Source organism: Halopiger goleimassiliensis (assembly GCF_000455345.1).
Lineage (GTDB): Archaea > Halobacteriota > Halobacteria > Halobacteriales > Natrialbaceae > Halopiger_A > Halopiger_A goleimassiliensis.
Window position 1 is genome coordinate 925244 of record NZ_HG315690.1, and the last position, 23924, is coordinate 949167.

21 protein-coding genes are annotated in these 23924 nt (G+C 65.3%); 12 read left to right on the forward strand and 9 right to left on the reverse strand.

The genetic code is table 11. From position 1 onward, the window contains the following. Positions 1-37: 37 nt before the first annotated feature. On the reverse strand, positions 38-1156 hold the full coding sequence (locus TX79_RS04555; RefSeq protein ID WP_049925964.1) for a DUF354 domain-containing protein: 1119 nt from the start codon (positions 1154-1156) through the stop codon (positions 38-40). 145 nt (positions 1157-1301) lie between these two features. On the opposite strand from TX79_RS04555, the gene tfe reads away from it, so the two are divergent. The 3 genes from tfe to TX79_RS04570 are packed head-to-tail and all read left to right on the forward strand — an operon-like array spanning position 1302 to position 3338. After that, positions 1302-1826: a transcription factor E gene (gene tfe, locus TX79_RS04560; protein ID WP_049925965.1), complete on the forward strand. Its 525-nt coding sequence runs from the start codon at positions 1302-1304 to the stop codon at positions 1824-1826. Beyond that, positions 1826-2566: a DUF2110 family protein gene (locus TX79_RS04565; RefSeq protein WP_049925968.1), complete on the forward strand. Its 741-nt coding sequence runs from the start codon at positions 1826-1828 to the stop codon at positions 2564-2566. Before tfe ends, TX79_RS04565 begins: the two co-directional genes overlap by 1 nt. Position 2567: 1 nt before the next feature. Beyond that, positions 2568-3338, forward strand: coding sequence for a DUF5803 family protein (locus TX79_RS04570; RefSeq protein WP_049925969.1), 771 nt, complete (start codon positions 2568-2570; stop codon positions 3336-3338). 26 nt (positions 3339-3364) lie between these two features. Here TX79_RS04570 and TX79_RS04575 read toward each other — a convergent pair whose 3' ends face one another. Beyond that, entirely contained in the window at positions 3365-3826 is a 462-nt protein-coding gene (locus tag TX79_RS04575) for a chemotaxis protein CheW (protein WP_049925971.1), read from the reverse strand. Positions 3827-4130: 304 nt separating this feature from the next. On the opposite strand from TX79_RS04575, the gene TX79_RS04580 reads away from it, so the two are divergent. From TX79_RS04580 to TX79_RS04620, 9 genes are all read left to right on the forward strand, one after another. Next, the gene (locus tag TX79_RS04580; protein ID WP_049928276.1) at positions 4131-4826 is read left to right on the forward strand and encodes a chemotaxis protein CheW; all 696 of its coding nucleotides are present in this window, start codon (positions 4131-4133) and stop codon (positions 4824-4826) included. A 178-nt stretch (positions 4827-5004) separates the two neighbouring features. Then, positions 5005-5367, forward strand: a complete 363-nt coding sequence (gene cheY / locus TX79_RS04585) for a chemotaxis protein CheY (RefSeq protein ID WP_049925972.1) — start codon at positions 5005-5007, stop codon at positions 5365-5367. Beyond that, complete coding sequence (locus TX79_RS04590; protein WP_049925973.1) at positions 5364-6548, forward strand: chemotaxis protein CheB; 1185 nt, start codon at positions 5364-5366, stop codon at positions 6546-6548. The genes cheY and TX79_RS04590 overlap by 4 nt, the downstream gene beginning before the upstream one ends. Next, entirely contained in the window at positions 6541-10341 is a 3801-nt protein-coding gene (locus tag TX79_RS04595; protein ID WP_049925975.1) for a chemotaxis protein CheA, read from the forward strand. The genes TX79_RS04590 and TX79_RS04595 overlap by 8 nt, the downstream gene beginning before the upstream one ends. A gap of 28 nt (positions 10342-10369) precedes the next feature. After that, positions 10370-10975, forward strand: a complete 606-nt coding sequence (locus tag TX79_RS04600; protein WP_049925977.1) for a chemotaxis protein CheC — start codon at positions 10370-10372, stop codon at positions 10973-10975. Further along, on the forward strand, positions 10972-12228 hold the full coding sequence (locus TX79_RS04605; protein WP_049925978.1) for a chemotaxis protein CheC: 1257 nt from the start codon (positions 10972-10974) through the stop codon (positions 12226-12228). Before TX79_RS04600 ends, TX79_RS04605 begins: the two co-directional genes overlap by 4 nt. Continuing rightward, on the forward strand, positions 12225-12743 hold the full coding sequence (locus TX79_RS04610) for a chemotaxis protein CheD (protein ID WP_049925980.1): 519 nt from the start codon (positions 12225-12227) through the stop codon (positions 12741-12743). Before TX79_RS04605 ends, TX79_RS04610 begins: the two co-directional genes overlap by 4 nt. Beyond that, positions 12740-13540 (forward strand): CheR family methyltransferase, encoded by an 801-nt coding sequence (locus tag TX79_RS04615; RefSeq protein WP_049925982.1) that lies wholly within the window; start codon positions 12740-12742, stop codon positions 13538-13540. The genes TX79_RS04610 and TX79_RS04615 overlap by 4 nt, the downstream gene beginning before the upstream one ends. Before the next feature lie 67 nt (positions 13541-13607). Continuing rightward, positions 13608-14957 (forward strand): hypothetical protein, encoded by a 1350-nt coding sequence (locus tag TX79_RS04620; RefSeq protein WP_049925984.1) that lies wholly within the window; start codon positions 13608-13610, stop codon positions 14955-14957. A 40-nt stretch (positions 14958-14997) separates the two neighbouring features. Here the strand turns inward: TX79_RS04620 and TX79_RS04625 are convergent, their stop codons facing one another. From TX79_RS04625 to TX79_RS04655, 7 genes are all read right to left on the reverse strand, one after another. Then, a complete protein-coding gene (locus TX79_RS04625) occupies positions 14998-15774 on the reverse strand; it encodes a DUF7289 family protein (RefSeq protein WP_049925986.1) in 777 nt (258 codons plus the stop codon). After that, a complete protein-coding gene (locus tag TX79_RS04630; RefSeq protein ID WP_049925988.1) occupies positions 15774-16262 on the reverse strand; it encodes a DUF7266 family protein in 489 nt (162 codons plus the stop codon). Before TX79_RS04630 ends, TX79_RS04625 begins: the two co-directional genes overlap by 1 nt. Then, positions 16259-17113, reverse strand: coding sequence for a DUF7261 family protein (locus tag TX79_RS04635; RefSeq protein ID WP_049925989.1), 855 nt, complete (start codon positions 17111-17113; stop codon positions 16259-16261). Before TX79_RS04635 ends, TX79_RS04630 begins: the two co-directional genes overlap by 4 nt. Next, positions 17107-17715 (reverse strand): DUF7288 family protein, encoded by a 609-nt coding sequence (locus TX79_RS04640; RefSeq protein WP_049925991.1) that lies wholly within the window; start codon positions 17713-17715, stop codon positions 17107-17109. The genes TX79_RS04635 and TX79_RS04640 overlap by 7 nt, the downstream gene beginning before the upstream one ends. A 4-nt stretch (positions 17716-17719) precedes the next feature. Then, on the reverse strand, positions 17720-18169 hold the full coding sequence (locus TX79_RS04645; RefSeq protein ID WP_230198542.1) for a DUF7287 family protein: 450 nt from the start codon (positions 18167-18169) through the stop codon (positions 17720-17722). 88 nt (positions 18170-18257) lie between these two features. Further along, entirely contained in the window at positions 18258-20318 is a 2061-nt protein-coding gene (locus tag TX79_RS04650; RefSeq protein WP_049925995.1) for a type II secretion system F family protein, read from the reverse strand. Next, entirely contained in the window at positions 20315-23815 is a 3501-nt protein-coding gene (locus TX79_RS04655; protein ID WP_049925997.1) for an ATPase, T2SS/T4P/T4SS family, read from the reverse strand. Before TX79_RS04655 ends, TX79_RS04650 begins: the two co-directional genes overlap by 4 nt. Positions 23816-23924 lie beyond the last annotated feature (109 nt).

Consider the following 23924-nt stretch of genomic DNA (forward strand, 5'->3'; position numbering starts at 1 on the left):
TTCCGTCGAACCGAACCGCGACAGGCGCGATCGAGGGCTACGGATGCTCGCGACGCGGCGGCGCGTCTTCACGGTGGCGTAACTGACGTCGCGTCGACGCCCCGAGTCGATCGACCGCTCCGCGGACCTCGGCGACCGAGACGATGACGTCCGTCAGGTCGACGAGGTCCCCGACGTACTCCCGCCTCCGCTTCTCCCAGCGGTCGGTCGCCCCCTCGGCGGCCGCCAGGGCGAGCGCGCGGTCGCGGACGCCCTCATAGGCGTCGAACTGTTCGGCCAGGCCGACCCGCTCGAGTTCGCGGAACTCGCCGTAGACGTGGTCGTCCGACCCCCGGTAGCGAAGCGCCGGCGTGCCGAGCAGGCCGGCCTCGGTCACCATCGTTCCGGTGTCGGCGACCAGCAGGGCCGCGTCGGCCATCGCGTCGTGCATCAGCGCCGGGTGGAGGTCGTAGGGCCGTGCGGGCAGGTCGGCGAGGTCCAGGTCGTCGCCCTCGTCGGAGACGAAGACCGTCAGTCGCTCGCTCAACCGCTCGATCAGGTCCCGGCGCTGGGCGAGCGAAAAGCCCTCGAGCCCGGCGTCGTGTAACGCCTCGAGGGCGTTGAACCGGACGATGGCGTAGGGCTCGTCGGGACCGACCCCGAGGTACTCGCGGACCGCCGGGTCGGGGTCGAAGACGTCGGGGTGGAGGTACGCACACTCGACGAACCCGTCGAACGTGTAGTGGTCCGCACCCAGGTCCCGCCGCGTGACCCGCGGCGAGAGGACGGTGTCGGCGAACGGCTGGGAGACGACGTGGTTGACGTCCGCGGGTTCGTCGTCGAGGACGAGGACGGTCGGCGCGCGCGCGAGCGTTCCAGCGGCGGCGGCGTAGGGACCGCGGCCGAAGACGACGTCGGGCCGGAACCGGACCGCCGTCGTCGCAATGTGACGGAACTGGTCGGCCACCCCGCCGACGAGACCCACGAGCGACCCTTCCCCGGGATCGTGCTCGCCGTAGCTCCGGTAGGGGAGGCCGTAGAACTCGAGCAGATCGGTAGTACACTCGTACTCCCGGCCGAGTACGAGCACCTCGTGACCCCGCTCTTCGAGGCGGGAGACGGCGTGGCGATACAGGTGGACGTGTGCGGGCGTGTTCGCGAAGACCAGAATCCGCATCGGCGACGACTACGCCGACGTGACGTTTTGTAATGGGAGGGGTACACCGGCCGACCGCCGATCGGGGCCGGCGTGAAGCGTGTTCGCCCGACTAGGCCGTCCGTCCTCAAAAGACTTAATGGCGACATGCCGTTATCGATAGGTAATGGCTTTTGAGGAGCTGCTCGAGGATCCGGTGATCCAGAAGTACTTACACGAGTTGGTCGGTCCCAAGGGGATGCCCGTCGCGGCCGCGCCGCCGGACGGGGAAGTGACCGACGAGGAACTCGCGGAGGAACTGGACCTCGAGTTGAACGACGTGCGGCGGGCGCTGTTTATCCTGTACGAGAACGATCTGGCGACCTATCGCCGGCTGCGCGACGAGGACTCGGGGTGGCTGACCTACCTCTGGACGTTCGAGTACGAGAACATCCCGGAGAACCTAGAAGAAGAGATGTACCGCCTCCACGACGCGCTCGAGGACCGCCGGGAGTACGAACGCAACCACGAGTTCTACCTCTGTGAGATCTGTTCCATCCGGTTCGAGTTCGGCGAAGCCATGGACTTCGGCTTCGAGTGTCCCGAGTGTGGTTCGCCGCTTGACTCGATGGACAACGACCGCCTCGTGAACGCGATGGACGAGCGCATCGACGCGCTCGAGGACGAACTCAACATCGACGCGGACGCCTGATGGTCGTACTCGCAACCAAATGCTACGTGGAGGGGGACGCTCGGCAACGGGCGACCGACTCGCTGCGGTCGCTGATCGACAACGAGATCGGCGACCTCGCGGTCGCGTTCGAGCTCTCGATCCGCGAGGACGATTTCCCCGAGGTGACCCTCGAGGGCGAGGACGCCACCGTCGCCGCGAACGTCCTCCGGGAGGAGTTCGGCGAGATCGCCGACGCGTTCGAGCCCGGCGAGACCTACGTCGGCACCCTCGAGTCCTGGGACGAGGACGGCTTCGTGCTCGACGCCGGGCGGCCGGTCCGGATCCCGGCCGACGCGCTCGATCTCGGCCCCGGGTCGCCGGTCCAGTTGCGCGAGCGGTTCGGCCTCGTCCAGCACATGCCGCTGCGGTTCGTCTACGAGGGCGACGCCGAGAGCGAGGACGTGGACGAAGCCGGATCGACCACCGCGAACGCGGCCGAGGGCGAGGGGGTCGTCGTCGCCGCCGGCCTCGCCGACGAGGACGTCGACAGGCTCTACGAGTGGACCCGCGGCGACGGCCGACTCAACGTCAACAGCGCCACGCGCGCGGAAGTCCGGGCGACGCTCAACCGCGCGGGCCACGCCCAGGACTACGTCACCGTCGAGCGACTGGGCCTCCTCGAGCAGAGCGTCGTCTGTACCGAAGATACCGACCCGCCGGGACTGCTCGCCAGCGTCGGCGACTACCTCCCCGCGGAACTGCGCTGTGTCGTTCCCTGATATGAATCGCCGGATCCTCCTCGCGACGGTCGTGGTCGCCCTCCTGGTCGGTTTCGCCGGCTGTTCGGCGTTTTTCGGCGGCATCTCGGACGAGGATCTCGACCGCGAGCAGGAGTACGACGATCTCCGCGATAGCGACGCCGACGTCGCCATCGGCATCGAAAGCGGCAGCATGATCAGCGACGGCGAGTTCCGCGCCGTCTACGACCTCAACGACACCGCGGAGCTGTCGATGTACCGCTCGAATTTCTACCGCGACGAGGCGCTGGACGTCTACGCCGTCCGCTACTGGTATCCGAACGGGACCGAACTGACCGGCTCCGAACTCGAGGTCGAACAGGAGGGGACGAGTACCGACATCCGGGTGCCCGACGGCAACGGGACGCTCGCGGTCTCCGGGAGCGCCGGCAGTCGAACGTTCCAGCTCCCGGCGTACGTCGAGGGGTCCTACGAGGTCACCCTGCCGGAAGCCTACCGGACGTCGAACTTCCTGCTCGGCGACGTCAACCCCGGCGACTACGAGCGCGAGGTCGTCGACGACCGCGAACGGCTGTGGTGGGACGAACTCGAGGGGACGATCTCGCTTCGGTACTACCAGTCGCGGGACATCCCGCTGTTCCTCGGACTGGTCGCGATCGTTACCCTCGTCGGCGGTGCGGGGATCGCCTACTACTACCGACAGCTCAAGCAGCTACGGAAACAGCGCGAGGAGATGGGGCTGGACGTCGAGATCGAGGACGACGATCGAGGGCCGCCGCCGGGACTCCGGTGAGCGGTCGGACACCAGCCTGCTGTCGGTCACGCGTGGATCGCCTGTTCGTCGAGTAACAGCGCCGGCCCGCTCTCGAGGTCGAGTCGCCCACGGACGATCTGCGCGCTCGGGAGCGTCGATTCCACCTCGTCCGGCCGAACGGTCTCCGTGTCTCCGATGTCGTCGACCAACCAGCCGAACCGCGCCGTCTCGCCGATCGCGTCGTCGAGGACGAGCAACGCCGCCTCCGCCGGACGCTCGACGGACGCCGACGGTGAGGCGACGACCCGTGGGAGGTCGACGACGCGAACCGACGTCCCGTCGATCGAGACGGTCCCCGCGTTCCACGGGTCGGCGGCCGCCTCGAGCGAGTCGGGCGATTCGACGCCGACCACGGAGTCGACGGACGCGAGGCGAACGCAGTACCGGTCGCCAGCGAGGAAGAAGGTCAGCAGCGACAGCGTCTCGCGGTCGTCGTCGACGTTGGACCGGTCGGAGGTGGTCGTCATCTCTTCCTGGAACTCTCGGCACGAGCGCGTAATAATTGTTGTGAGATGGCTTTCGATACGAACGGGACGGCGCTGTGGCGGCGGTCGGTCCCGAGCGGATCGGCGAAAACTGGCGACCCACTGCGCGCCAGTGGAGTGGTCGATGGCTCGAACGGGCCGAGGAGGGAGGTCGGTTTCGTTGGCCGCTCAGACCGGGGAACTGAGCGGGTACTCGAGATCGCGTTCGGAACGGGTTCCGTCTCGAACGGTGACAGTCGCGGGAGTCAAGGTTTTGTCGCTCGAACGAGACGGTGAACCACGAACGATGGCCCCGGACCTACCCGAGAAACTCCTCGGAATCGACATCGACCCGGTTACAGACCGCGAGGATTCGGCCCGTACGTCCGCCGACGAGGACGCCGAGGACCGCGAGCGGTTCGTCGTCTTCACCGTCGGGGACAACCGTCTGGCCGTTCCCATCGACGACGTCGTCTCGATCACCGACCTCCCCGACGAGGTGACGGACGTGCCACGGACACCCGACGCCATCGAGGGCGTCACGGACCTCCGGGGCGAGATCACCGCCGTCATCGATCCGCGGGTGTACTTCCCGACCGCGGCGGATCGCAACGAGTACGAACAGTTGCTCGTCTTCGACTCCCCCGACGACCAGCAGTCAGCCGCGCTCCGGATCGACGACGTGATCTCGGTCGAATCGATTCCCGAAAGCGACGTCCTCAGTGCCGACGACCTCGAGTCGCGACCGGTTTCGGGGGACGCGCTCGAGCACCCTCTCGTCGAGTCGCTCATCGAGCGCACCCGCCGCCAACGGGGGAGTATCGAACTCGCCGACCGAACGGCACCCGCCGACGGCGAGACACCCGCGGACGGTCCGGATCCGACCGTCGCTGCGGACGCGGGCGAGCAGCGTGAGGTGCTCGAGGTCGTCCCCGTCATCGAACTCGACGCACTCCTGTCGGCGTCCAGCTATCGGGTGTCGACGGCCGACGCCGCTACGTGAGCGAGCGACGGTCGCGTTTCGCGTATAACAGCGGATTCGAGACTCACGTCGTCGACTCTTCGTCCGATCGACCGAGAATCCGGCAGCGCCGGGCGGTGTGTGTAGGTTATCACGAATGATAATCGAAAGACAGGGTTTATAGTTGCGCTATCGGTACTTCCGTTCGGTGTACCAGTGAATGTCGACAGGGGTTCTCATCGTGGACGACTCTCATTTTATGCGGAATCTGCTTCGGCAAATCCTAGAGCAGGACTACCGCATCGTCGGAGAGGCCACTAACGGTGCCGAGGCCGTCAAATTATACAAGGAACACGACCCGGACATCGTCATGATGGACATCGTGATGCCGAAGTGTAACGGCATCAAGGCGACCGCGGCGATCAAGAAAATCGACCCGGACGCCCACGTCATCATGTGTACCAGCGTCGGTCAGCGTGAGAAGATGAAACTCGCCGTCAAGGCCGGTGCGGACGGCTACGTGACGAAGCCGTTCGAAGAACCGAACGTCAAGAAAGCCCTCACGGACGTCGCCGCGGCATGACGACCGTACTCGTTGTCGAGGACTCGCACGCGGTGCGATCACTCGTCGACGACGCGCTCGAGACGGCAGGCTACGACGTCGTTACGGTCGATCCCGAGGCGGGCCTCGTCGAGGCCGTCTCCCAGGTCGACCCCGACGTCGTGATCGTCGACCTCGAGACGTATCCGTCCGATGGGGCAGCGGTGCTCGAACGGCTCATGTCCCGAAACCCGACTCCGACGCTCGTACTCGCGTCGCCCGACGCCGATCCGGCCGCGTTGGACGCCTTCGCGTACGGTGCCGTCACGGTCGTCCGAACGCCCAGCGACAACGACCGGGCGTCGGTCGCGGCGTTCGTCGACGACGTTCGCACGGCGGTCGAGGACCTCGACGCCGTCGACGTATCGGCGCTGGCGGTCGCACAGACGACGGCGACCGCCAGATCGATCCGAACGGCGTCGGCAGTGGAGACGACTGCCGGCTCGTCCGGCGACGCCGTGAGTGCCGAATCCGCCGTCGCCGGCGTCGAAACCGGAACGGTGCGGCCGACGACCGCAGGGGAACCGACGACGGTCGAATCGACGGACGAGCCGATCACGGTCGAGAGAACCCCGTCCGAGCCGCCCACGATCGTCGTCGGGGCGTCGACCGGCGGCCCGAGCGTCGTGGAAGGGTTGCTCGAGCGGCTGCCGACCGCGCTGTCGGCGCGCGTGTTCGTCGTCCAGCACATGCCCGCGGCGTTTACTCCGCGGTTCGCCGATCGCCTCGACGCGAGAAGCGAGTACCGTGTGCGCGAAGCCCGAGACGGCGACCCGGTGACCCCTGGAACCGCCGTCGTCGCCCCTGGAGACGACCACCTCGGGGTGACCGTCGACGACGACGGCCTCTACGTCCGCCTCGAGGACGGCGATCCGGACCACGGCGTCCGACCGTCGATCGACCACACGATGAGACGGGTCGCCGAGCGGTGTCCCGGCCCGCTCTGTGGCGTCGTCCTCTCCGGCATGGGCCGGGACGGTGCCGCGGGCATCGAAGCGATCGACGACGCGGGCGGACACACGATCGCCCAAGACGAAGCGACCAGTTCGGTCTTCGGTATCCCGTTCCGGGCGATCCGGACCGGCTGCGTCGACGAAATCGTCCCCGCGAGCGCCCTGGCCGACAGGATTACCGCCGCGATGGCGGGTGAGAACGATGAGTGACGGCTGGACCGACTTCGTCGCCGAGACCGAAGAGCGGATCACCGAACTCAACAACGAACTGCTCGCGCTCGAGCGCGAGCCCAACGACGAGGAGGCGATGCGACGGGTCTTCCGGATCGCCCACACGCTCAAAGGCAACTGCGGGGCCGCCGGCTTCGAGGCGGCGAGCGACGTCGCACACGCGATCGAGGACCTCCTCGACGCCGCCCGGGCCGGTCGCCTCGAGTTGACGTCCGACGTGATGGACGTCGTCTTCGACGCCGTCGACGAACTCGAGACGATGGTCCGGGAGGTCGAGACCGGTGGCGAGATCGAAACCGATCCGACGGAGACGATCCAGCACGTTCGGGACGTTCTCGAGCGCGAGACTCGTGCCGGGGCGACGTCGGTCGAGCGACCGACGCCGCAGGAGATCGATCGGGTCCTGTCGTCGGTGTCGCCGCCTGACGACGGCAGCCACCGGGGGTTCCTCGTTCGGTTCGCGGTCGTCGAAGAAGACGCCGGCGACCCCTCGAACGGGAGCCTGGTCGTCGACGCCCTGATCGACGCGTTCGACCTCCTCGGGACCGATCCCGGTCAGAACGCGATCGCCGAAGGGACCTACGGCGGCCGGTTCGACGCCGTCTTCGCCGGCTCGGTCGACGAAACGTCGATCGCGGCCGCGCTCACGGACGTCGACGAGATCGCCGACTTCGAGATCGTCGACGTCACCGACCGACTCGAGGACACAGCCGACGACGCGCGAGCGAGCGCCGACGCCCTCGAGGCGGACGACGCCGAGGAGCTCGAAGTGGACGAACTGCTCGACGAGGTCGACGAGTTCGACGACTTGGACGAGAAGGTCAAGGAGGTCGAAGACGACGACGACCTCGACGTCTTCGACGAGATGGGCGAGGCCGGTTCGTTCGACGACCTCTTCGAGGAGGCGGACGTCGAACCCGAGGTCGAACCCGGCGAACCGGACGACGCCGACGCCGACGAGTCGACGGCCGAAACGGAGGCGGAAGAGGAGGTCGACGACGCCAGCGCGGTCTTCGAGGAACTCAAAGATGAGGTCGACCCGGTCGGCTTCGACGAACTCCAGGACGAGCTCGACGAACTCGAGTTCGACGAGTACGGCGAGGAAGAGGTCGGCATGGAGGACCTGCTGGCCGACGTCGACGAACCACTCGACGACGGGAGCGACGTCGCGGACGGCACCGAAGACGCCCTCGAGTCGGAAGCCGACGAGTCGGTCACAGCAGCGGCCGAAGACGAGCCGCTCGAGGGCGAGGCGGGCGACGAATCCGTCGACGACGGCGACGCGGTAGCTGTCGGTTCGGCGGTCGAGGAAACAGACAGCCCAGCCGACGACGCCGCCGTGGACGCTGAAACGGGTGCCGCTGCCGAAAGCGAAAGCGACGCCCGATCGAAGACGGACGACGCGGCGGCGGTCGACCCAGCGGAGTCGGACGCCGAAGACGAAACCGACTCCGCCGAGGAGAGCGGAACGGTCGTCGACTGGTCGGAGTCGGCCGACGCGGCCGATGCCGCTCCCGACGCAGCACCGACAGCGGACGAGCCGCCGGCCGACCAGACCCCGTCCGACGACGCCTCTGTCGAGGCCGACGCGGCGTCGGCCCCCGAGGGAACCGAAGACGGGCCGACGCCGGCGGAAGCCGATTCCGACGACTCGGTCGAATCCGACGACGCGACCTCGACGGACGACGCCGACGTGGCTGCAGCGGCGTCCGAGGGCGAGCCAACGGATACCGAAGCCGAGACGGATCGCGACGACGCGTTCACGGAGTCGACCGGCGGCGACCGCTCCCACGAGGACGCGTTCGGCGACGAGAGCGACGGGTTCGCGGTCGAGGATACGTTCGACGCCGACTCGGTCAGCTTCGAGAGCGACCTCGAGTCAGCCGAGGACGAGTTCGTCGACGCGGAGCCCTCTCCCCTCGACGAGTCGTCGTTCGATCCGACCGACTACGCGGGCGACGAGACGGTCGACGACGCGTTCGCAGTCGACGACGACGTCGAAGAGGCGTGGGCCGATCCCGGACCTGCCGACGACTCGTTCGGTGCCGACGCGCCCGAGGAGCCGTTCGACGACGATGACGCCGACTTCGAAACGGAGGACGCCTTCGAGTCCGACACCCTCGAGTCCGACGCCGGCGACTCGTTCGAGGACGCCTTCGACGACGGGTCGTTCGACGCCACGGACGACACGCTGTCAGGCGACGCCGACCGCGAGTCGACCGAGGAGACCGGCTTCGAGTCGGTCGACGATTCGGGCCTCGAGCCCGCCGACGACGCGGACCTCGGTCAGTCCGGTGTAGAATCGACCGACCTCGAGGCGGGAGCCGAGACGGACGACGTCGAAGTGGACGAGTCCGAACCGGTCGACGCGGACGTCGCTGGCGTGACCGACGCCCTCGACGATACGCTCGACTCGATCGACTTCGATCCGGACGCCGACGACTCGTTCGAGGACACTTTCGGTGCCGACGCGTTCGACGATCGCGACGAATCCACTGGGTTCGACGACGCCGACGCATCGTCGGCAGCCGCCGACGAACCGACGACGGTGATCGAGGAACCCGTCCTCGAGATTCCGGACATCACGGTTCCGGAGCCCGAGGACGACGTCGACGAGGAGGAGGACGAGGCCGACAGCCAGTCGGTGCGCGTCGACCTCCAGCAGGTCGACGAGTTGCTCAACCTCGTCGAGGGGCTGGTCACCACCCGCGTGCGGCTCCGACACGCCGTCGAGACCGACCTCGACCGCGCGGAACTCGAGGACGAAGTCGACGAACTGGACGAACTCGTCACCGAACTCCAGGGGACCGTGATGGACGTCCGTCTGGTGCCGCTCGACTCCGTTACGAGTCGGCTCCCGCGGGTCGTCCGCGACGTCGCGCGCGATCAGGGCAAACAGGTCGATCTCGAGCTCTCCGGTACGGACGTCGAGATCGACCGGACGATCCTCGATCGACTCCGCGATCCGTTGATCCACCTGATCCGGAACGCGGTCGACCACGGGATCGAAGCACCCGAGGAGCGAGCCGAAGCCGAGAAACCGGAAACCGGCCAACTCGAGGTACGCGCGACGCGGAACCGCGACCTGGTGACGATTACGGTCTCCGACGACGGCCGCGGGCTCGATCCCGACGCGTTGCGGTCCGAGGCCGTCGACGCGGACGTCCTCAGCGAGGACGAGGCGGCCGCGTTGAGCGACGAAGAGGCCGTCGATCTGGTCTTCCACTCCGGCCTCTCGACCGCCGACGAGGTGACCGACGTCAGCGGCCGCGGCGTCGGGATGGACGTCGTCCAGCGCACCGTCGAAGCGCTCGACGGCTCGATTTCGATCGACAGCGAGGTCGGCGAGGGAACGACCGTGACGCTGACGGTGCCGGTCTCGATCGCTATCGACGACGTGCTGTTCCTCGAGAGCGGCGGCCGGGAGTTCGGCGTCCCGACGGACGCGGTCCAGGACGTCGAACCCGCGGAGCGGATCGAGACCGTCGACGGCGAACCCGTTCTACAGGTCGGCGGGGAGTCCTGCCCCGTCATCGACCTCGGGGACGCCCTCGAGACGGCGGACACGGTCGTAGACGGCGACGAGAGCATGGTCGTTCGGATTCGCGACGACGTCAGGCCGGTCGCGCTGCGCTGTGATCGCGTCCGCGGCCAGCAGGAGGTCGTCGTCAAACCGTACGAAGGGTTCATGGCCGACATCCCCGGGCTGAGCGGAGCGACCGTTCGCGGCCGTGGGGAAGTCGTAAACATTCTCGACGTAACAACACTATGAACGAACACATCCACCTACGGAGGAACAGATGACGCTGATGGTCGACATTCGGAAGCTGAGTTTCATCAACGAAATGGCGAAGGTCGGGACGAACGGCGTCGCCGACAACATGAGCAAGCTCACCGGCGAGGACGCCCAGATGGAGGTGACGAAGACCAACTTCGTCGACGTCGACGACATCCAGGGCCAACTCGAGCCGGGCAAGCGCGTGGGCGTCCGCGTGCGACTGTTGGATCCACCCCACGGGCACATCCTCGTGTTGTTCCCGGAAGCCAGCGCGAAGAAGATCACGGCGATCATGCTCAACGACGTCGTCGACGACATGTCGAACGTCTCGGGCAAGATGGCCAGAAGCGCCGTCGAGGAGATGGGGAACATGATGGCCAGCGGGTTCATCGACGGTTGGGCCGACGTGCTCGGCCGGGTCATCGACGTCGCAGCGCCACAGCTCGTCTACGCCTCCGGAGAGGACATCGTCACGCGGACTGCCGGCCTCGGCGACGACGATCTGGCGCTGTTTTTCGACTCGGACCTCACCGTCCCGAGTTACCAGATCGAAGCCGAGATCTACGCGTTCCCGGACCTGGAGGAGTTCGTCGAAATGGTCAACGCCATCGACGTCCAGAGCGCATGAAACTCGACGTGAACGTCCTCGGAACGTTCTACCGCATGGCCCGCGAGGGAACCGGCCTCGCAGCCGGCAGGCTGACCCACATGACCAACGTGGAGACCCGCGTGGGCGTGACGAAGCTGAACTTCATGCGGGGACGGGACATCCGCCGGGACCTCGCGGAGTCGACCGACACGGTCGGCGTCCGCGTGAGCCTCAGCGGGGCGATCGACGGCCACTCGATGGTGGTCTTCGACCGCGAGGACGCCGCCCAGATCGTCGACGAACTGCTCAGCGACGCGTCCATCGACGCCGACGTCGACGAGTTCGATCAGATGTGTCAAAGTGCCGTTACCGAGGTCGGACAGGTCATGAACAGCGGCTTCATCGACGGCTGGGCCGACGTGCTCGAGGAGATGATCGACGTCTCGACCCCCGAGTTCGTCGAGGGTGACTCCGCGGCCCCGTTTCTGGACGACCTCGCGGATCCGCCGGCCGACGACGACCTCGCGCTCCTCTTTCAGAGCCGGATCGAAACCGTCGACGCCGAGATCGAGTTCGATCACTACCTCTTCCCCAAGCGCGAATCGATGGCGCGACTCTTAGAGCGCCTTCGCACCAGTGACGGCATCGAGTACGACAAACTCGACGGCTTCGATCGGATGGCCGAACGCGGTGCCGAGGAGATCGCCGAAACCGCGACGACGCTGACCGGTATCGATACCAGCGTCGAGATCCGCCGGCTGAACTTCGTCTCGCTCGAGGCGATCCCCCAGCAGGTGCCCGACGAACGCCTGGTCGGCGTCGCCTTCGAGTTCGACGGCGTCCCGAGTGGGTTCCTGTTGTTCCTGTTCGACGAGGAGTCGGCCCACGAGATCGTCGACGCGATGGTCCCCACGTCGGGCGACACGGCCGGGGCCGATGGCTTCGACGAGATGGGCAGAAGTGCGATCACGGAACTGGGGAACATCATGGCGAGTGGCTTTCTCGACGGCTGGGCGAACGTACTGGATACGACGATCGACCACTCGACGCCGGAGTTCATCCACGACATCGGGACGGCGGCCGTCGATCCCGTCGTCGTCCGTCTCGGCGAGAACCAGGAGTACGCGTTCGTCTTCGACACGGTCGTCGTCGCCGACGGACAGGCCTTCGACTGTGAGGTGTACGCCATCCCCGACGAGGAGGACCTGGAGCGCGCGCTGAACGACCTCGACGTCGATCGGATCGAGGACACCCCCACGACTGCCGAATTCGGCGAGATCGATCAGCCATGAAGACCTACGGGAGCGAACCCGGCGCACCGTCACCGGTCAAAGTCGGCATCTCGGAACTGGCAGTCAGCGACGGCGACGAGACGCTCACGTCCTACGGACTGGGCTCCTGTCTCGCCATCGCGTTACACGATCCAGAGGCCGAGATCGGCGGGCTCGCCCACGCCATGCTTCCAGACGGCGACGCGGCCGAGAACAGCGACCGCAAACCGGGGAAGTACGCCGACACGGCCATCCGTGCGTTGCTCCGGCGGATGGTCGAACAGGGAGCGACCTACACGTCGGTCGAAGCGAAACTCGCCGGTGGCAGCGACATGTTCGAGTTCGAGAGTTTCGGCGACGGCGTCGGTCAGCGAAACGTCGCCGCTGCACGCGCCGAACTCGAGAAACTCGGGGTTCCGATCGTCGCGGAGGACGTCGGCGGCGACCACGGCCGAACCGTGAAGTTTACACCGGAAACGGGAAAACTCGAGGTGAAGACTGCCGACGACGAAGCCCACGGAGTGAACATACTGTGACAGACGACGCGTTCGACGACATTCTCAGCTTCGTCGAGGACGAACTTTCGTTCGCGACGAGCCACTACAACGACAGTTATCTCGACCGACGGATCTCCTCGCGGATTCGCCGGACGGGCAGCGACGATTACGACGAGTACTACGAGTTGCTCCGTTCGGACCCCGACGAGCAGGAGGCGCTGATCGAATCGATGAGCATCAACGTCACCGGCTTCTTCCGCAATCCGGAAGTCTGGGACGGCATCCGGTCCGTCCTCCGCGAACTCGAGTCGGAGACGGACGAGATCCGCATCTGGAGCGCCGCCTGCGCCGACGGCCGGGAGCCCTACTCGCTGTCGATGCTCGCCCACGACGACGACCGGGTCGACGAATCGAACGTCCGAATCCTCGGGACCGACATCAGCCGCCCGGCCCTCGAGACGGCACGGAAGGGCGTCTACGAGGAGTCCCGAACGGTCGACATCGCCGAGCAGCTCGAGTTTCTGGACAACCACACCCGTTACGTAGACGTCGACGACCGCACCTACCGAATCGCGGACGACGTGAAACGAACCGTCTCCTTCGAACGCCACGACCTCATCAACGACGACCCCAAGTCCGGGTTCGACCTCGTGGTCTGTCGCAACCTGTTCATCTACATCGACAACGAGTACAAGTCGCCGATGCTCGAGGTGCTCTCGGAGTCGCTTCGACCCGGCGGCTACCTCGTCATCGGCAAGGCCGAGACGATCCCGCCGAACCTGAAATCCGCCTTCGAAGTCCAGGACGCCCGCCTGCGGATCTACCAGCGGGAGTAACCCCCGACTTCGGTCAGTGACGAGCGACCGACCGTTACATATGCACCACGGCCGAATAGCGTCACGAATGACCGGCCAGGAGCTTCGTTCGTTCGTCACGCGAACCCAGTCGTTGCTCGAGTCGGCACCGCCGACGTCCGGCCGTGAAACCCACACCTGGCTCGTCGATCCGTTCCTCGAGACCCTCGGCTGGGACGTCCACGCCGACGACTGTCGCACGAACGCGGTCGTCGACGAGACCGGACTCGAGTACGTCTTCTCGGTCGACGCCGTCCCCGCCCTGTTCGTCGCGGTCGAACCCGCCGACGAGTCCCTCCAGGAAGCCCGTGCCGCAGAACTGCTGGAAGCTATGGCCTGGTCCGGCGTCGACCGGGGGATCTACACCAACGGTCGAGACTACGTCTTCCTCGCGGGGACGACCGACGCCGACCGCCTCGCCTGCCGACTGCCCGCACTCCCGGAGTACGGCGACTCGATCGAGCACTTCTCCCGGACGGCGATCGAACGCCACCTGGAACGCCACTCCCGCGAGTTCGTCGCCCGCCGATTCGCCCTCGAGCGGTCGGAACTCGTCGAATCGATCGTCGATCACCTGACGGGGCTCGCCGACGAGAACGAGGTCTACGCCGACGAGTTCCGGGCCGCAGCCGAACGGTTCCTGGATCGACTGATCGTCAGTTTCGCCGACGAGGACGCCGCCTTCGACGCCGAGAGCGGCGACGTCGCGCTCGCGTTCACCGACCCGACGACCGACCGATCGCCGACCGGGGATTCCGACGAGTCGACTGGTGCTGGATCGACCTCGAGAAGTCAAACGATCGACTCGAACCCGAAGCGTCGGGGTACGACCGACCGTTCCGATCCCGTCGATGCTCGGGAAGCGACCTCGAGCACCCGATCAGACGGCGCGAGCGAAGACGGACGAGTCGCCGACGGAACGAGCAACTCCGAGGGCAGTACTCGGTCGAGACCGAACGGGGAGAACGGCGAGAGAGCCAGCGACGCCGCCGAGGAGAGCCACGGGACCGACGATGGTACCGACGACGGCCACGGGGACGGCGATGCCGAGGGAGACGGCGAGTTCGTCGTCCGCTTTTTCAACGAACGTGGTTCGATCGGTGCGATCGGTCACTCGAGTTCGCGGGCCGCGCTCGCCCACGCCGCGGAGTACCTGTTCGAGCGGGGCCTCTCCGGGGTTCGCGTTCCCTGGAGTCCCGACGGCGAACCGACCGTGCTCCACGAGGAACCCGTCCGTGACGACGGTACGCCCATGGAACGACCACAGCAACTGTCGAGCGGGTACTACCTCGAGACGGGCGGGAGCGTCGCCGATCACGCGCGTCGCGTCCGGGCGATGGCCGCCCGTGCGAACCTCCGGGTGATGCTGACGGGGTCCTGGGAATCCGCGACGTCCTGAGCCGGTTTCCGTCGGCTCCGGTCGGTTCCTCCCCGGCGGATCAGAAGTCGACGTCGGCTTCGACGATCGTTATCACCACTCGATCGACGTCCTGACCGTCGGCCCAGCCCTGCTCGTCGAGGTACGTCTCCCACGCCCGTTCGGCGTGTGGCGAGGAGTCCAGTTCGATCGTGACGTCGTCGACGACGTCGTCGGTGACGACGGTGCGGTTCTCGACCGTCATCTCGAAGCCGACCGACCCGTCGCTCCGGATGTTCCCTTCCTGACCGTCGATGGCAACCAGCGAAACGATCGCCGTATTATCGCTCGCCGACAGGAGCGGCTGCTCGAGCACGAAACTGGTGTCGCCGTCGGGCGTTTCGGTCGCGCGAACGACCGCGCCGCCGTCGTAGGCGATCCAGGTCCCGTCGTACTCGTAGTGGAACTCGCCAATATCGACGGTGTCGTCCCCGAGGTGATCGAACTCGTCGTATCGGTCGACGATCGGTGTCCCGTCGACCGAGACGTTCAACTCGGTGCCGTTCGAACCGATCGTCACTTTCCCTGCTCGCATCGCGAGTTCGCCTTCCCGTTCCTCGAGGCCGTCGTACCGCGCGAGGTCGTTGAAGTTCTCCGCGAGGGCGTCCATCGCCCGTTCGGCGTTCTGGAGTTGTTCGTGATCGTGGTACTCCTCCATCGCGTCGAAGGCGGTCACCGAGAGAATCGCAACGGAGCCGAGGATGATCGTGAACGCGAGGATGAACCCGATCACTTCCGAGGCCCCGCGTTCGGCGTCCGAGTCGTCAGTTCCGCCGTCAGCGTGTGTCGTTCGGTGCATCAGTATGCCCTCTCGAGTCGAATTTCGTCGTCGTCACCGTCGTAGCTGACCTCGATCCCGCCACCCCTGACCGAACTGTCCGTCTCCAGGTCGGCGTCGGTCTCGAGGGGGACGTAGACGGGGGCGTCGTCCCGGAGCGTGAGTATCACGCAGTCGCTTCCGTCCTCGAGTAACGGCCCGTCACAGTCGTCACCAGTTCCCAACGACACCGTGTACGCCCTGCTCCCGATCCGCCGCGGATGATCGGTCGTCACGTTGACCTGGCCGTCGTCCCCGGCCATCCGATCGACGCTCTGGATCTCACCCGCGAGTCGTTCGCCGATCGTCTCGAGGGACTGGTCGGTCGATCGCTCCGTCTCCCGCTCGAGCATCCCGCCGGCACTGAGCAACAGCCCCGAAATGAGGATCGTCGTAATCCCGATCGTCAGGGCGTGCGTGACTGTAATCGATACCGCGCGTTCGTCTCGAGGTCCGGGGCGTCGGTTCATCGGTTCCCTCCGTAAATCTCGATTTCTCTGTCGGCTTCCTGGTACGAAACTCGATTCGAATCGTAGGTGACGTCGACGGAGACGGCCCAGATCCCGTCGCCGGAGTTGACGTTGTTCGTATCTTCGGTCGCGACGATGTCGTAGCTACCGATGCGGTCGCGGTCGAACCGCACTTCGGTATAGTCCTGCTCCGGATCGATTATCGAGAGATCCGACGACGTACAGTCCGTCTGCGCATCGACCGCACCCGATACCAGATCGAAGACGGCTTCCTCGGCCTCGACGGAACAGCGGTCGCCAGCGTCGGTCTCGATCTCGAGGGTGCTTCCGTACGTATCGATCGTCACCGTCTCTCCCAGTCCGGTCCCGATCTGGATTTCGCCGTCGTCACTTCCCTCGATCTCGAAGGAGAAGTGGCCGATGTAGGCCCTGTTGTGGAAGTTTATCCTGTCTTGGTCGGCCGGATCGATATCCGACAGGACGGTGCCCGCCGTTCTGACGACGTCGACGTCCGAGACGTCCGTAACCGCGGACCGACCGTTCGCGGTCGTCGTCCTGTACAGGTCGTTGAACCCGTCGCCGTTCTCGATCGCGTCCGCGAGGGCGTTCTCGTCTCCCCCTTCGTGAACGTTCACGCCGTGGCCCAGTTGCGCGACCCCCTTCTCGAGTTCGACCTCGGCCAGTTCGGCGTGAGAGGCCCCCTGACTGGTCGAACTCGAGGAGATGGTTTCGGTGTAGAGGACGCCGTTGAAGACGACGACGATCCCGAGGATGATGAACGCGAGCGCGACTGCGCCGACGAGGATCACCTGGCCGCGGCTTCGGTGGTCGGAATTCGATCGGGTTACCATACGATCAGTCGCACCTCCACGACGTTGTAGACGATCTCGCCATCGTTGGCCTGTGGAATTAGCGAGTTGGCGTCAGCTACCTCGTCGAGCCGATCGTTCCGTTCGGGTTCGACGTACTGGTCGTCGTACAGCGTGACGACGTGGCTCGCGACGACGGCCTCGGACGGCGGGCTCTCGGCCTGCCGGTGAAGGTCCGTCGACTCGGTCGCCTCCGTCGACGATCCGCTCACGTAGTGTACCTCCACGTTGTAGCTCCGGCCTTCGTCGGCGAAGCTCTGGTTCAAGATCGCTCCCAGCGTCGAATGCTCCGCGAACGACTCCTGATCTGTAGGATCGATGTCGGCGAAGCCAGTGCCGGTCGCGTCCCACCGCCGAACGGTTCGGGACAGGTCGCCGTCCTGACCGGCGACGACGAGTGCGTCCTGGGCCTCCTGCTGGAGCTGGGCCTGAAGGGTTCGGTCGACCTGTCCGCCCGTCGTCGGCGTGATAACGACCGCCTGCAGCGCGAACAGCACCGCCATGAGAATGACCATCGCGCCGATGAACCCCTCGAGGGTGTAGGCCTGCCCACGATCGGTCCGCGATCGGAGTGTCCCGCTCATGGTATCACCACACCCTCACGACGAGTCTGTACGCCGGTTCACCGCCCGGATCGACGTCGCCCTCGAGGGAGACGATCCGTGCGGCCACCGCGGTCACCTCGCTCCCGTCGTACGATCGGGTACCGGCCGTGAGGTTCTCTCCCCCGGCCGGTGACTCGACCGTCGATCCGTTGAGAGTCTGGATCGTCACGTTGACGCGGTCGGTGGTACGAAGGCCGACGAGGTCGGACAGGTGCTGTTCGTCGTCGGCGTACGTCTCCCGGAACGCGGTCACGTTGAGCCGGTTTGCGGTCCCCTCGGAGAGGTCGTCGACGAGTTCGTCCGCGACCCGGTCCGCTTGGGCGGTCTCCGCGCCGCTGACCGTCGAGTCGAACGGCGTGATAAGCGACGGGAGAAACAGGAACACAAAGGAGATAGCGAGGATGAAAACGCCGATGCCGATAGCGAAGTCCATGTTCGTCTGTCCGCGACCGTCCGACCGGTCGAATTCTGTGATCGATCGCCAGCGAACTCCGCCGCGAGTTCGACTCCGACCGTTCATGTTAGGCCACCAGCGCCCAGCCGCCGAGCGCGATCGTCGACAGCACGACGACGTACTTGAGCCCGCTCAGGATGTCCGCGTCCCTGATGTACCCACAGATCAGCCCCGAGAGGATCGCCTGCAGCGTGACCGCGTGGAAGAACAGCGTCGACAGCATGTCGACGTTGATGTTCTCGGTCAGGTCGGCGTTACCCAACCCGGCACCGGCCGCGCTCGCATCGACGTCCGTGTCGCCGGTCTCGAGGCCGGCCATGGTCTCGATGAACTGCGTCTGGAGGATCGCGATCACAGCGAGCACCGTCAGGAACGTCATGATGATGATCACGACCTGCATCCGGGTCCGGGACTTGCGCTCGCGCTCGATGTCGTCGTGGTTCTCGCTGGCCTGTGCGGCGGTCCGCAAGACGTCGGAGATCTGATTCGACGCCTCCTGGGCCTCGCTGATCAGCCGCGTCGTCCGGGCCATCCGCGGGATGTGATACTTGTTGTTGAACTCGATGAGCGCCTGCTTCAGGCTGGTCCCGTAGTTGACCTTCGTGTGCATAATCTCGAACTCGCGGGCCAGCGTCCCGCTCGTGGTCTCGGCGACGGCCTGGAACGACTCGAGCAGCGTCATCCCGGTCTCGTTCGCGCTCGAGAGCTTCCGGAGGTCCTCCGAGAGCTGGCTGACGACGGCGTTTCTGTGGCGGACGTTCCACTCCCGGAAGATCGCGAGCGGTACCGCGACGATGTACAGCGGGGCGTAGACGTATATGAACGTCCCCCAGATGGGGTTGTCTATCATCGCCGACCAGGACGTCGGCGCGGAGCCACGGACCATCGCCGTCGCGACGATGACCAGCGAGATCGGGACCGTCAGTGCGAGGGTATAGAGCGGGTTATCCCGGAAGAAGATGTGGGGCTGGCGCAGCACTTCGATCGTCTCGTGGGTTCCCTCGCGGTTCTTGATGCGATCGAAGATGCTGTGCTCGCCGGTGAACTGTTCGACGAGCCCGAGGTCCAACACGCCACTCTCTTTCCCATGCTGGATCCCGTCGTTTCCCCGTTCGAGTTGCAGGTAGCCGTCCCCCGGTTCGTCGTGTTTGACCGTCGAGACCAGGATCAGAAACCCGATCCCCAGGAGCGGGATGAGCGCGTAGACCGTCATGTAGAGCATCTGGTCGGTGACGGTCGCGTCGGGGATCATCTGCATGACGACCATGATGATAATCAACAGGAGCGGGAACAGCGAGAGCGTCATGTACATCTCGCCGAACAGCTCGAGGGTGTCCAGGGTGAGCTCCTGTTCCTGTTTGGCGGTCCGCATGTGCAGTTCCTTCTTGTCCTCGAGGAAGCTCTCCATGTCACCGCCGCTGTTGATGATCGAGAGCATGTCCGTCAGGAACTGCGAGAGCTCGTCGCTCGGCGTCTCGAGCGCCTGTTTGCGGATCGCCGTCCGGTAGTCGACGTCGAAGTACTCGGTCTCCTTGACGATGCTCTGGAACTCTTTGGAGACCTCGCCGTAGGTGTCGTCGGCCTGGGCCATCGCGTCGATGATCTCGAGCTGGTTGAGCCCACCGACCGACAGCGCGTACATGAACGAAACGGAGTCGGAGAGCAGCATGTTGATCTCGCGTTTCCGAGCCGACGCACGCGAGTAGGGGATCGCTACCAGCGAGCCGAAGCCGATGGCGAAACCGATCCCGCCGAAAACGACGCCGATGACGAGTACCAGCGCCGGGACCCGGATCATCTCGAGAATCTGGAGGACCGTCTCGTTGCTAACCGGGACCCCGATGAGGTGATCGATCTGGATGAATCCGGTCCCGAACAGGGCATAGCCAAGCAGGATCCCGAGCAGCCACAACACGAGTCCGCTGATGAATCCGACGCCGAGCGCCCGAGAGAGGTAGAGTTCGACCGTATCGGTCATCCGGGCTTGCGCGAGCTTGGTTTCGACGTCGTTGACGAACTCGCTGTCCTCGCTGAACAGCCGATCGTACAGCGGGTAAAACAGCTGGCTAACGGAGTCCGAGCCGGTCGCGATGCCACTCGCTGGCGTATCGTCGGTCTTGAGACTCATGTCTCTCGGTCCTCGGAGTCGTCGTCCGCGTTGCTATCCTCACCGCCGCCGAATATCGAGTCGTCGTCCGGCGACTGATCCGCTCCCTCGAACAGCGAGCCGTCCTCGTCCGCTGAGCCGGCGTCCTCGTCGGAAAACGGCGACCCGGAGCCGGAGCCGAAGATCGATTCGGCTTCGTCGCTCAGATCCAGCGTGTCGTCGTCGACGAACGCGTCGGAATCCGAGTCCTGACCGGAGGCCACGTTGTCGACGCCCTCGAAGCCTCCCGTCGACGACCCCCCGAACTCCACGGCCGACGTTTCGTCCGCTTGGTCGGCCGACGGCTCCCCTGAATCGCCCGCCGATTCGGGTTCCGTGATCGACTGCCGGCCCTCGCTCGCGGAATCGCCGTCCGATTCGGGATCGAACACCGACTCGAGTTCACCGTCGGGGAACATCGGGTCGTCGGTCGACTCCTCTTCGGGTTCCGGTTCGTCGATGGCTTCGGGCGGGTCACCGACGTCGTCGAAGAGGCTCTCGAGGTCGCCCGTGTCAGCCGTCACGTCGTCGCTTCCGGTCGCTTCGTCGGTCGAGGTCGACGTCGTGGCCGGCACGTCGCTCGACGTCCCACCCGTTGCCGGTGCCTGGGCCGTCTCATCCGTGGGTGCCGGCGCGTCGGTCCTCTCATCGGACGTGGCGTCGGGCACCGACGACTGGCCCGCATCCGCATCCGCCCGAACCGGCTTGTCGGTAGTCCCGGTCGACTCGTCGGGCTGATCGAACGGGTCGTCCTCGGACAGCCACGCCGGTTGCTCCGCGGCCGCGTCCGCCGAGGTATCGCCGTCGTCGTCGAACTCCCAGGCGTCCACGCCGAACTCGTCGTCGAAGTCGAACTCGTCACCGTCGTCCTCGACCTCGATCGGCTCTTCATCCTCGAGGTCACTCAGCGCGCTCGCGAGACCGCTCGGCACCGTTCCGCGGTACTCCTCGAACAGCGACTCCTCGGCCCGCTCGAGGATGTCCATCGAGGTGTTGTACGTCTCGGTCGTCGCCTCGGGACGCGGGACGAGTTCCTCCTTCGCCGGATCCACGTCGATCAAGACGCTCTCCATCTCCCGGAGGTCCTCGAGGCTCTCCTCGAGTTGGCCGTTCGCGATGAGCGTGAGGATCGTCTCCGGATCGTTGATGAAGGCTTGGACCGTCGCGGCGACTTCGGCGTAGGTGTTGAGGTCGTTCTTGATCAGGTATGCGAGGATGACCTGCCGCTTGAACAGTTCCTCCTCGAGTTTCTCCTTGCTCCAGCCGCGGTCGAACCGGATCTCCTCTAAGGTGTTCGAGTCCCCCATCTTGAGGAACTCGTCGGTCTCGGCCTGCCACTGGTAGACGTCCTGGACGTTGATCTCGTCGTGTTCGGCCTCGTAGTGGTTGATCTCGGTAAGCGACTTGTTCCGGCGTACCTTCCGTCCCTGGACCCGCGTCTGGGTCTGGATCGAGACCAGATCCAGCGCGGTGAACATCGTCTTCGAGACGTTGATCGGGTCCGTCGTGAACCGCTTGAGCACCTCGTCGACGGAGTCGGCGTGGAAGGTGGTGTAGGTGGTGTGGCCCGTCGACATGACCTGGAACAGCGTCCGTCCCTCTTCGCCACGGATCTCACCCATCACGATGTAGTCGGGTCGCTGGCGCAGCGCGGCCTCGAGCAGGTCGAACTCGTCGACGTCGCCCTGTTCGTCGTCCGCGAAGGACGGCCGCGTGACGCTGGCGATCCAGTTTCGCTGAGGGAGTTCGACCTCACGGGTGTCCTCGATGGAGACGATCTTCGCGTTCGAAGGGATAAACAGCGAGACGGCGTTCAGCGAGGTCGTCTTCCCCGAGGCGGTACCGCCGGCGAAGATCAGGCTCTTGTGGTTCTCGATACAGAGCCAGAGAAACGCCATCTCGTCCAGCGAGAAAGTGTTCCAGTTGATGAGGTCGATCGGCGTGAACGGGACGTCCTTGAACTGACGGATCGTGTAGTTGGTCCCGTGGTCGGAGACCTCCTTCCCCAGCGTCAGTTGGGCGCGCGAACCGTCGGGCAGCGTGGCGTCGACCTGGGGCAGTCGTTTACTGATCCTTTTCCCCGAGCGCTGGGCGAGTTTGACGACGAAATCGTCGAGTTCGTCCTCGCCGTGGTAGACGTTCGTGATGATCTGCTCGTAGTCGGAGTGGTAGACGAACACCGGCGAGTTGTAGCCGTCGCAGGAGATGTCCTCGACGTTGATGTCGTGTTTGATCCCGTCGATCCGCTCGTAGCCGATGAAGTTGCGCTTGAGTAGATAGAGCAACTTCTCGACCTGGTACTCCGACAGCGTATCGGAATCGTCGGCCAAAATGGCCGGCTCCGGACGCGCCGCGATCCCCTCGAGTTCGGTCCCGCCCGCGTCCGTCTCGGGGAGCTCGTCGTCCTCGTCGTCGTTCAGCATCGTCTTGATCGACTCGAGGACCCCCTCGCTCGTCGAACTGGCCGTCTTCTCGAAGAGGTCGTACCGCTTCAGTAGCCGTTTGGTCTCGTCCTCGATGACGGATCGACGGCCCTCGTCACTGGTGCGTTCTTTGATCCCCTCGTCGGAGTACTTGATCCCGGTTCGAAGCTTTCCGGAGAGGAACTCCTGGAGTTCCGTCTCGATCTCGTTCAGGTAGGGTTCGACGACGTAGTACTTCTTCTCGTTTTCCTTCTCCGAGTGGAAGATGACGACGAACGCGTACGGTTTGTTCACCCAGTAGCGTTCGACCTCCCGGAAGTGGCCCTTCTTCTCCATCGGGACGGCTTTCTCGAGGTCGTAGCGGTTCGTGACCGTCGTCGTCCCGTCGGCGTTCGAGAAAAACTCGTCCTCCTCGAGGTCCTCCTGGACGTCGACCGTTCGTTCGTCGACGAGATCGTCGAGCGCCACTGCAGCGTCCTGACCGGCCGACAGTAGCCCCTCGATCTCGTCGGGGTCGAAGCCGAGTGCTTCCTCCTCGTCGTGCGGGACTACCTCGCCCGAGGAGTCGGTCGGTCGACGTCCGTCGTCCTCGTAGTAGTACTCCCACTTGTAGTGTTCCCACGTCCAGACGTCCTTGACGACGGGGGTCGTCTCCGGATCGACGTACTCCAGAAATTCGGTCTCGAGGACGTCCTTGTTGTCTCCGGCTCTGGGCAATAACTGGTCCTCCAGGTCGTCAGGATGAAAACCGAGATACGACGACGGGTCGAAAGAGACGGCATCCCAGTCCTCGCCGCTGGGTGGGTTGCGACCTTCACCGTCCTCGGTATCGAGTCCGAGCTGTTCGGACGGCTCGGGGTCGTCCGGGTACAGCGCCGAGATTTCGTCGCCGTGCCCGTGTTCGTCCATAAACTCGGCCCACGTGTACGCGCCGACGCGGACTCGTGACCTCGAATCCGAGTCGGCTGCGTCGTCTTCCCGTTCCTCCGACGCTCCGGACGCCTCGCCCGTGGAAAAGTCCCCGGCGTCCGACTGGTCGGCCTCGTCAATAGCCATTGGCTTCACCCAAACCCTCACCCTTCAAAAAATTCATGTGCTGATTACTACTTCTGATAATCAGGACCGCCCGTTTGCTGGCGGACAGACTGGGCGTAATTTGCCGTGT

What these genes read in the sequence shown, in the direction of transcription:
- cheY (WP_049925972.1), top strand. Translation starts at nt 5,005, where the DNA reads ATGTCGACAGGGGTTCTCATCGTGGACGACTCTCATTTTATGCGGAAT.
- TX79_RS04625 (WP_049925986.1), bottom strand. Translation starts at nt 15,774, where the DNA reads ATGCACCGAACGACACACGCTGACGGCGGAACTGACGACTCGGACGCC.
- TX79_RS04590 (WP_049925973.1), top strand. Translation starts at nt 5,364, where the DNA reads ATGACGACCGTACTCGTTGTCGAGGACTCGCACGCGGTGCGATCACTC.
- TX79_RS04640 (WP_049925991.1), bottom strand. Translation starts at nt 17,715, where the DNA reads ATGAGCGGGACACTCCGATCGCGGACCGATCGTGGGCAGGCCTACACC.
- TX79_RS04620 (WP_049925984.1), top strand. Translation starts at nt 13,608, where the DNA reads ATGACCGGCCAGGAGCTTCGTTCGTTCGTCACGCGAACCCAGTCGTTG.
- TX79_RS04580 (WP_049928276.1), top strand. Translation starts at nt 4,131, where the DNA reads ATGGCCCCGGACCTACCCGAGAAACTCCTCGGAATCGACATCGACCCG.
- TX79_RS04655 (WP_049925997.1), bottom strand. Translation starts at nt 23,815, where the DNA reads ATGGCTATTGACGAGGCCGACCAGTCGGACGCCGGGGACTTTTCCACG.
- TX79_RS04650 (WP_049925995.1), bottom strand. Translation starts at nt 20,318, where the DNA reads ATGAGTCTCAAGACCGACGATACGCCAGCGAGTGGCATCGCGACCGGC.
- TX79_RS04600 (WP_049925977.1), top strand. Translation starts at nt 10,370, where the DNA reads ATGACGCTGATGGTCGACATTCGGAAGCTGAGTTTCATCAACGAAATG.
- TX79_RS04575 (WP_049925971.1), bottom strand. Translation starts at nt 3,826, where the DNA reads ATGACGACCACCTCCGACCGGTCCAACGTCGACGACGACCGCGAGACG.
- TX79_RS04555 (WP_049925964.1), bottom strand. Translation starts at nt 1,156, where the DNA reads ATGCGGATTCTGGTCTTCGCGAACACGCCCGCACACGTCCACCTGTAT.
- TX79_RS04595 (WP_049925975.1), top strand. Translation starts at nt 6,541, where the DNA reads ATGAGTGACGGCTGGACCGACTTCGTCGCCGAGACCGAAGAGCGGATC.
- TX79_RS04610 (WP_049925980.1), top strand. Translation starts at nt 12,225, where the DNA reads ATGAAGACCTACGGGAGCGAACCCGGCGCACCGTCACCGGTCAAAGTC.
- TX79_RS04565 (WP_049925968.1), top strand. Translation starts at nt 1,826, where the DNA reads ATGGTCGTACTCGCAACCAAATGCTACGTGGAGGGGGACGCTCGGCAA.
- TX79_RS04570 (WP_049925969.1), top strand. Translation starts at nt 2,568, where the DNA reads ATGAATCGCCGGATCCTCCTCGCGACGGTCGTGGTCGCCCTCCTGGTC.
- tfe (WP_049925965.1), top strand. Translation starts at nt 1,302, where the DNA reads ATGGCTTTTGAGGAGCTGCTCGAGGATCCGGTGATCCAGAAGTACTTA.
- TX79_RS04645 (WP_230198542.1), bottom strand. Translation starts at nt 18,169, where the DNA reads ATGGACTTCGCTATCGGCATCGGCGTTTTCATCCTCGCTATCTCCTTT.
- TX79_RS04630 (WP_049925988.1), bottom strand. Translation starts at nt 16,262, where the DNA reads ATGAACCGACGCCCCGGACCTCGAGACGAACGCGCGGTATCGATTACA.
- TX79_RS04635 (WP_049925989.1), bottom strand. Translation starts at nt 17,113, where the DNA reads ATGGTAACCCGATCGAATTCCGACCACCGAAGCCGCGGCCAGGTGATC.
- TX79_RS04605 (WP_049925978.1), top strand. Translation starts at nt 10,972, where the DNA reads ATGAAACTCGACGTGAACGTCCTCGGAACGTTCTACCGCATGGCCCGC.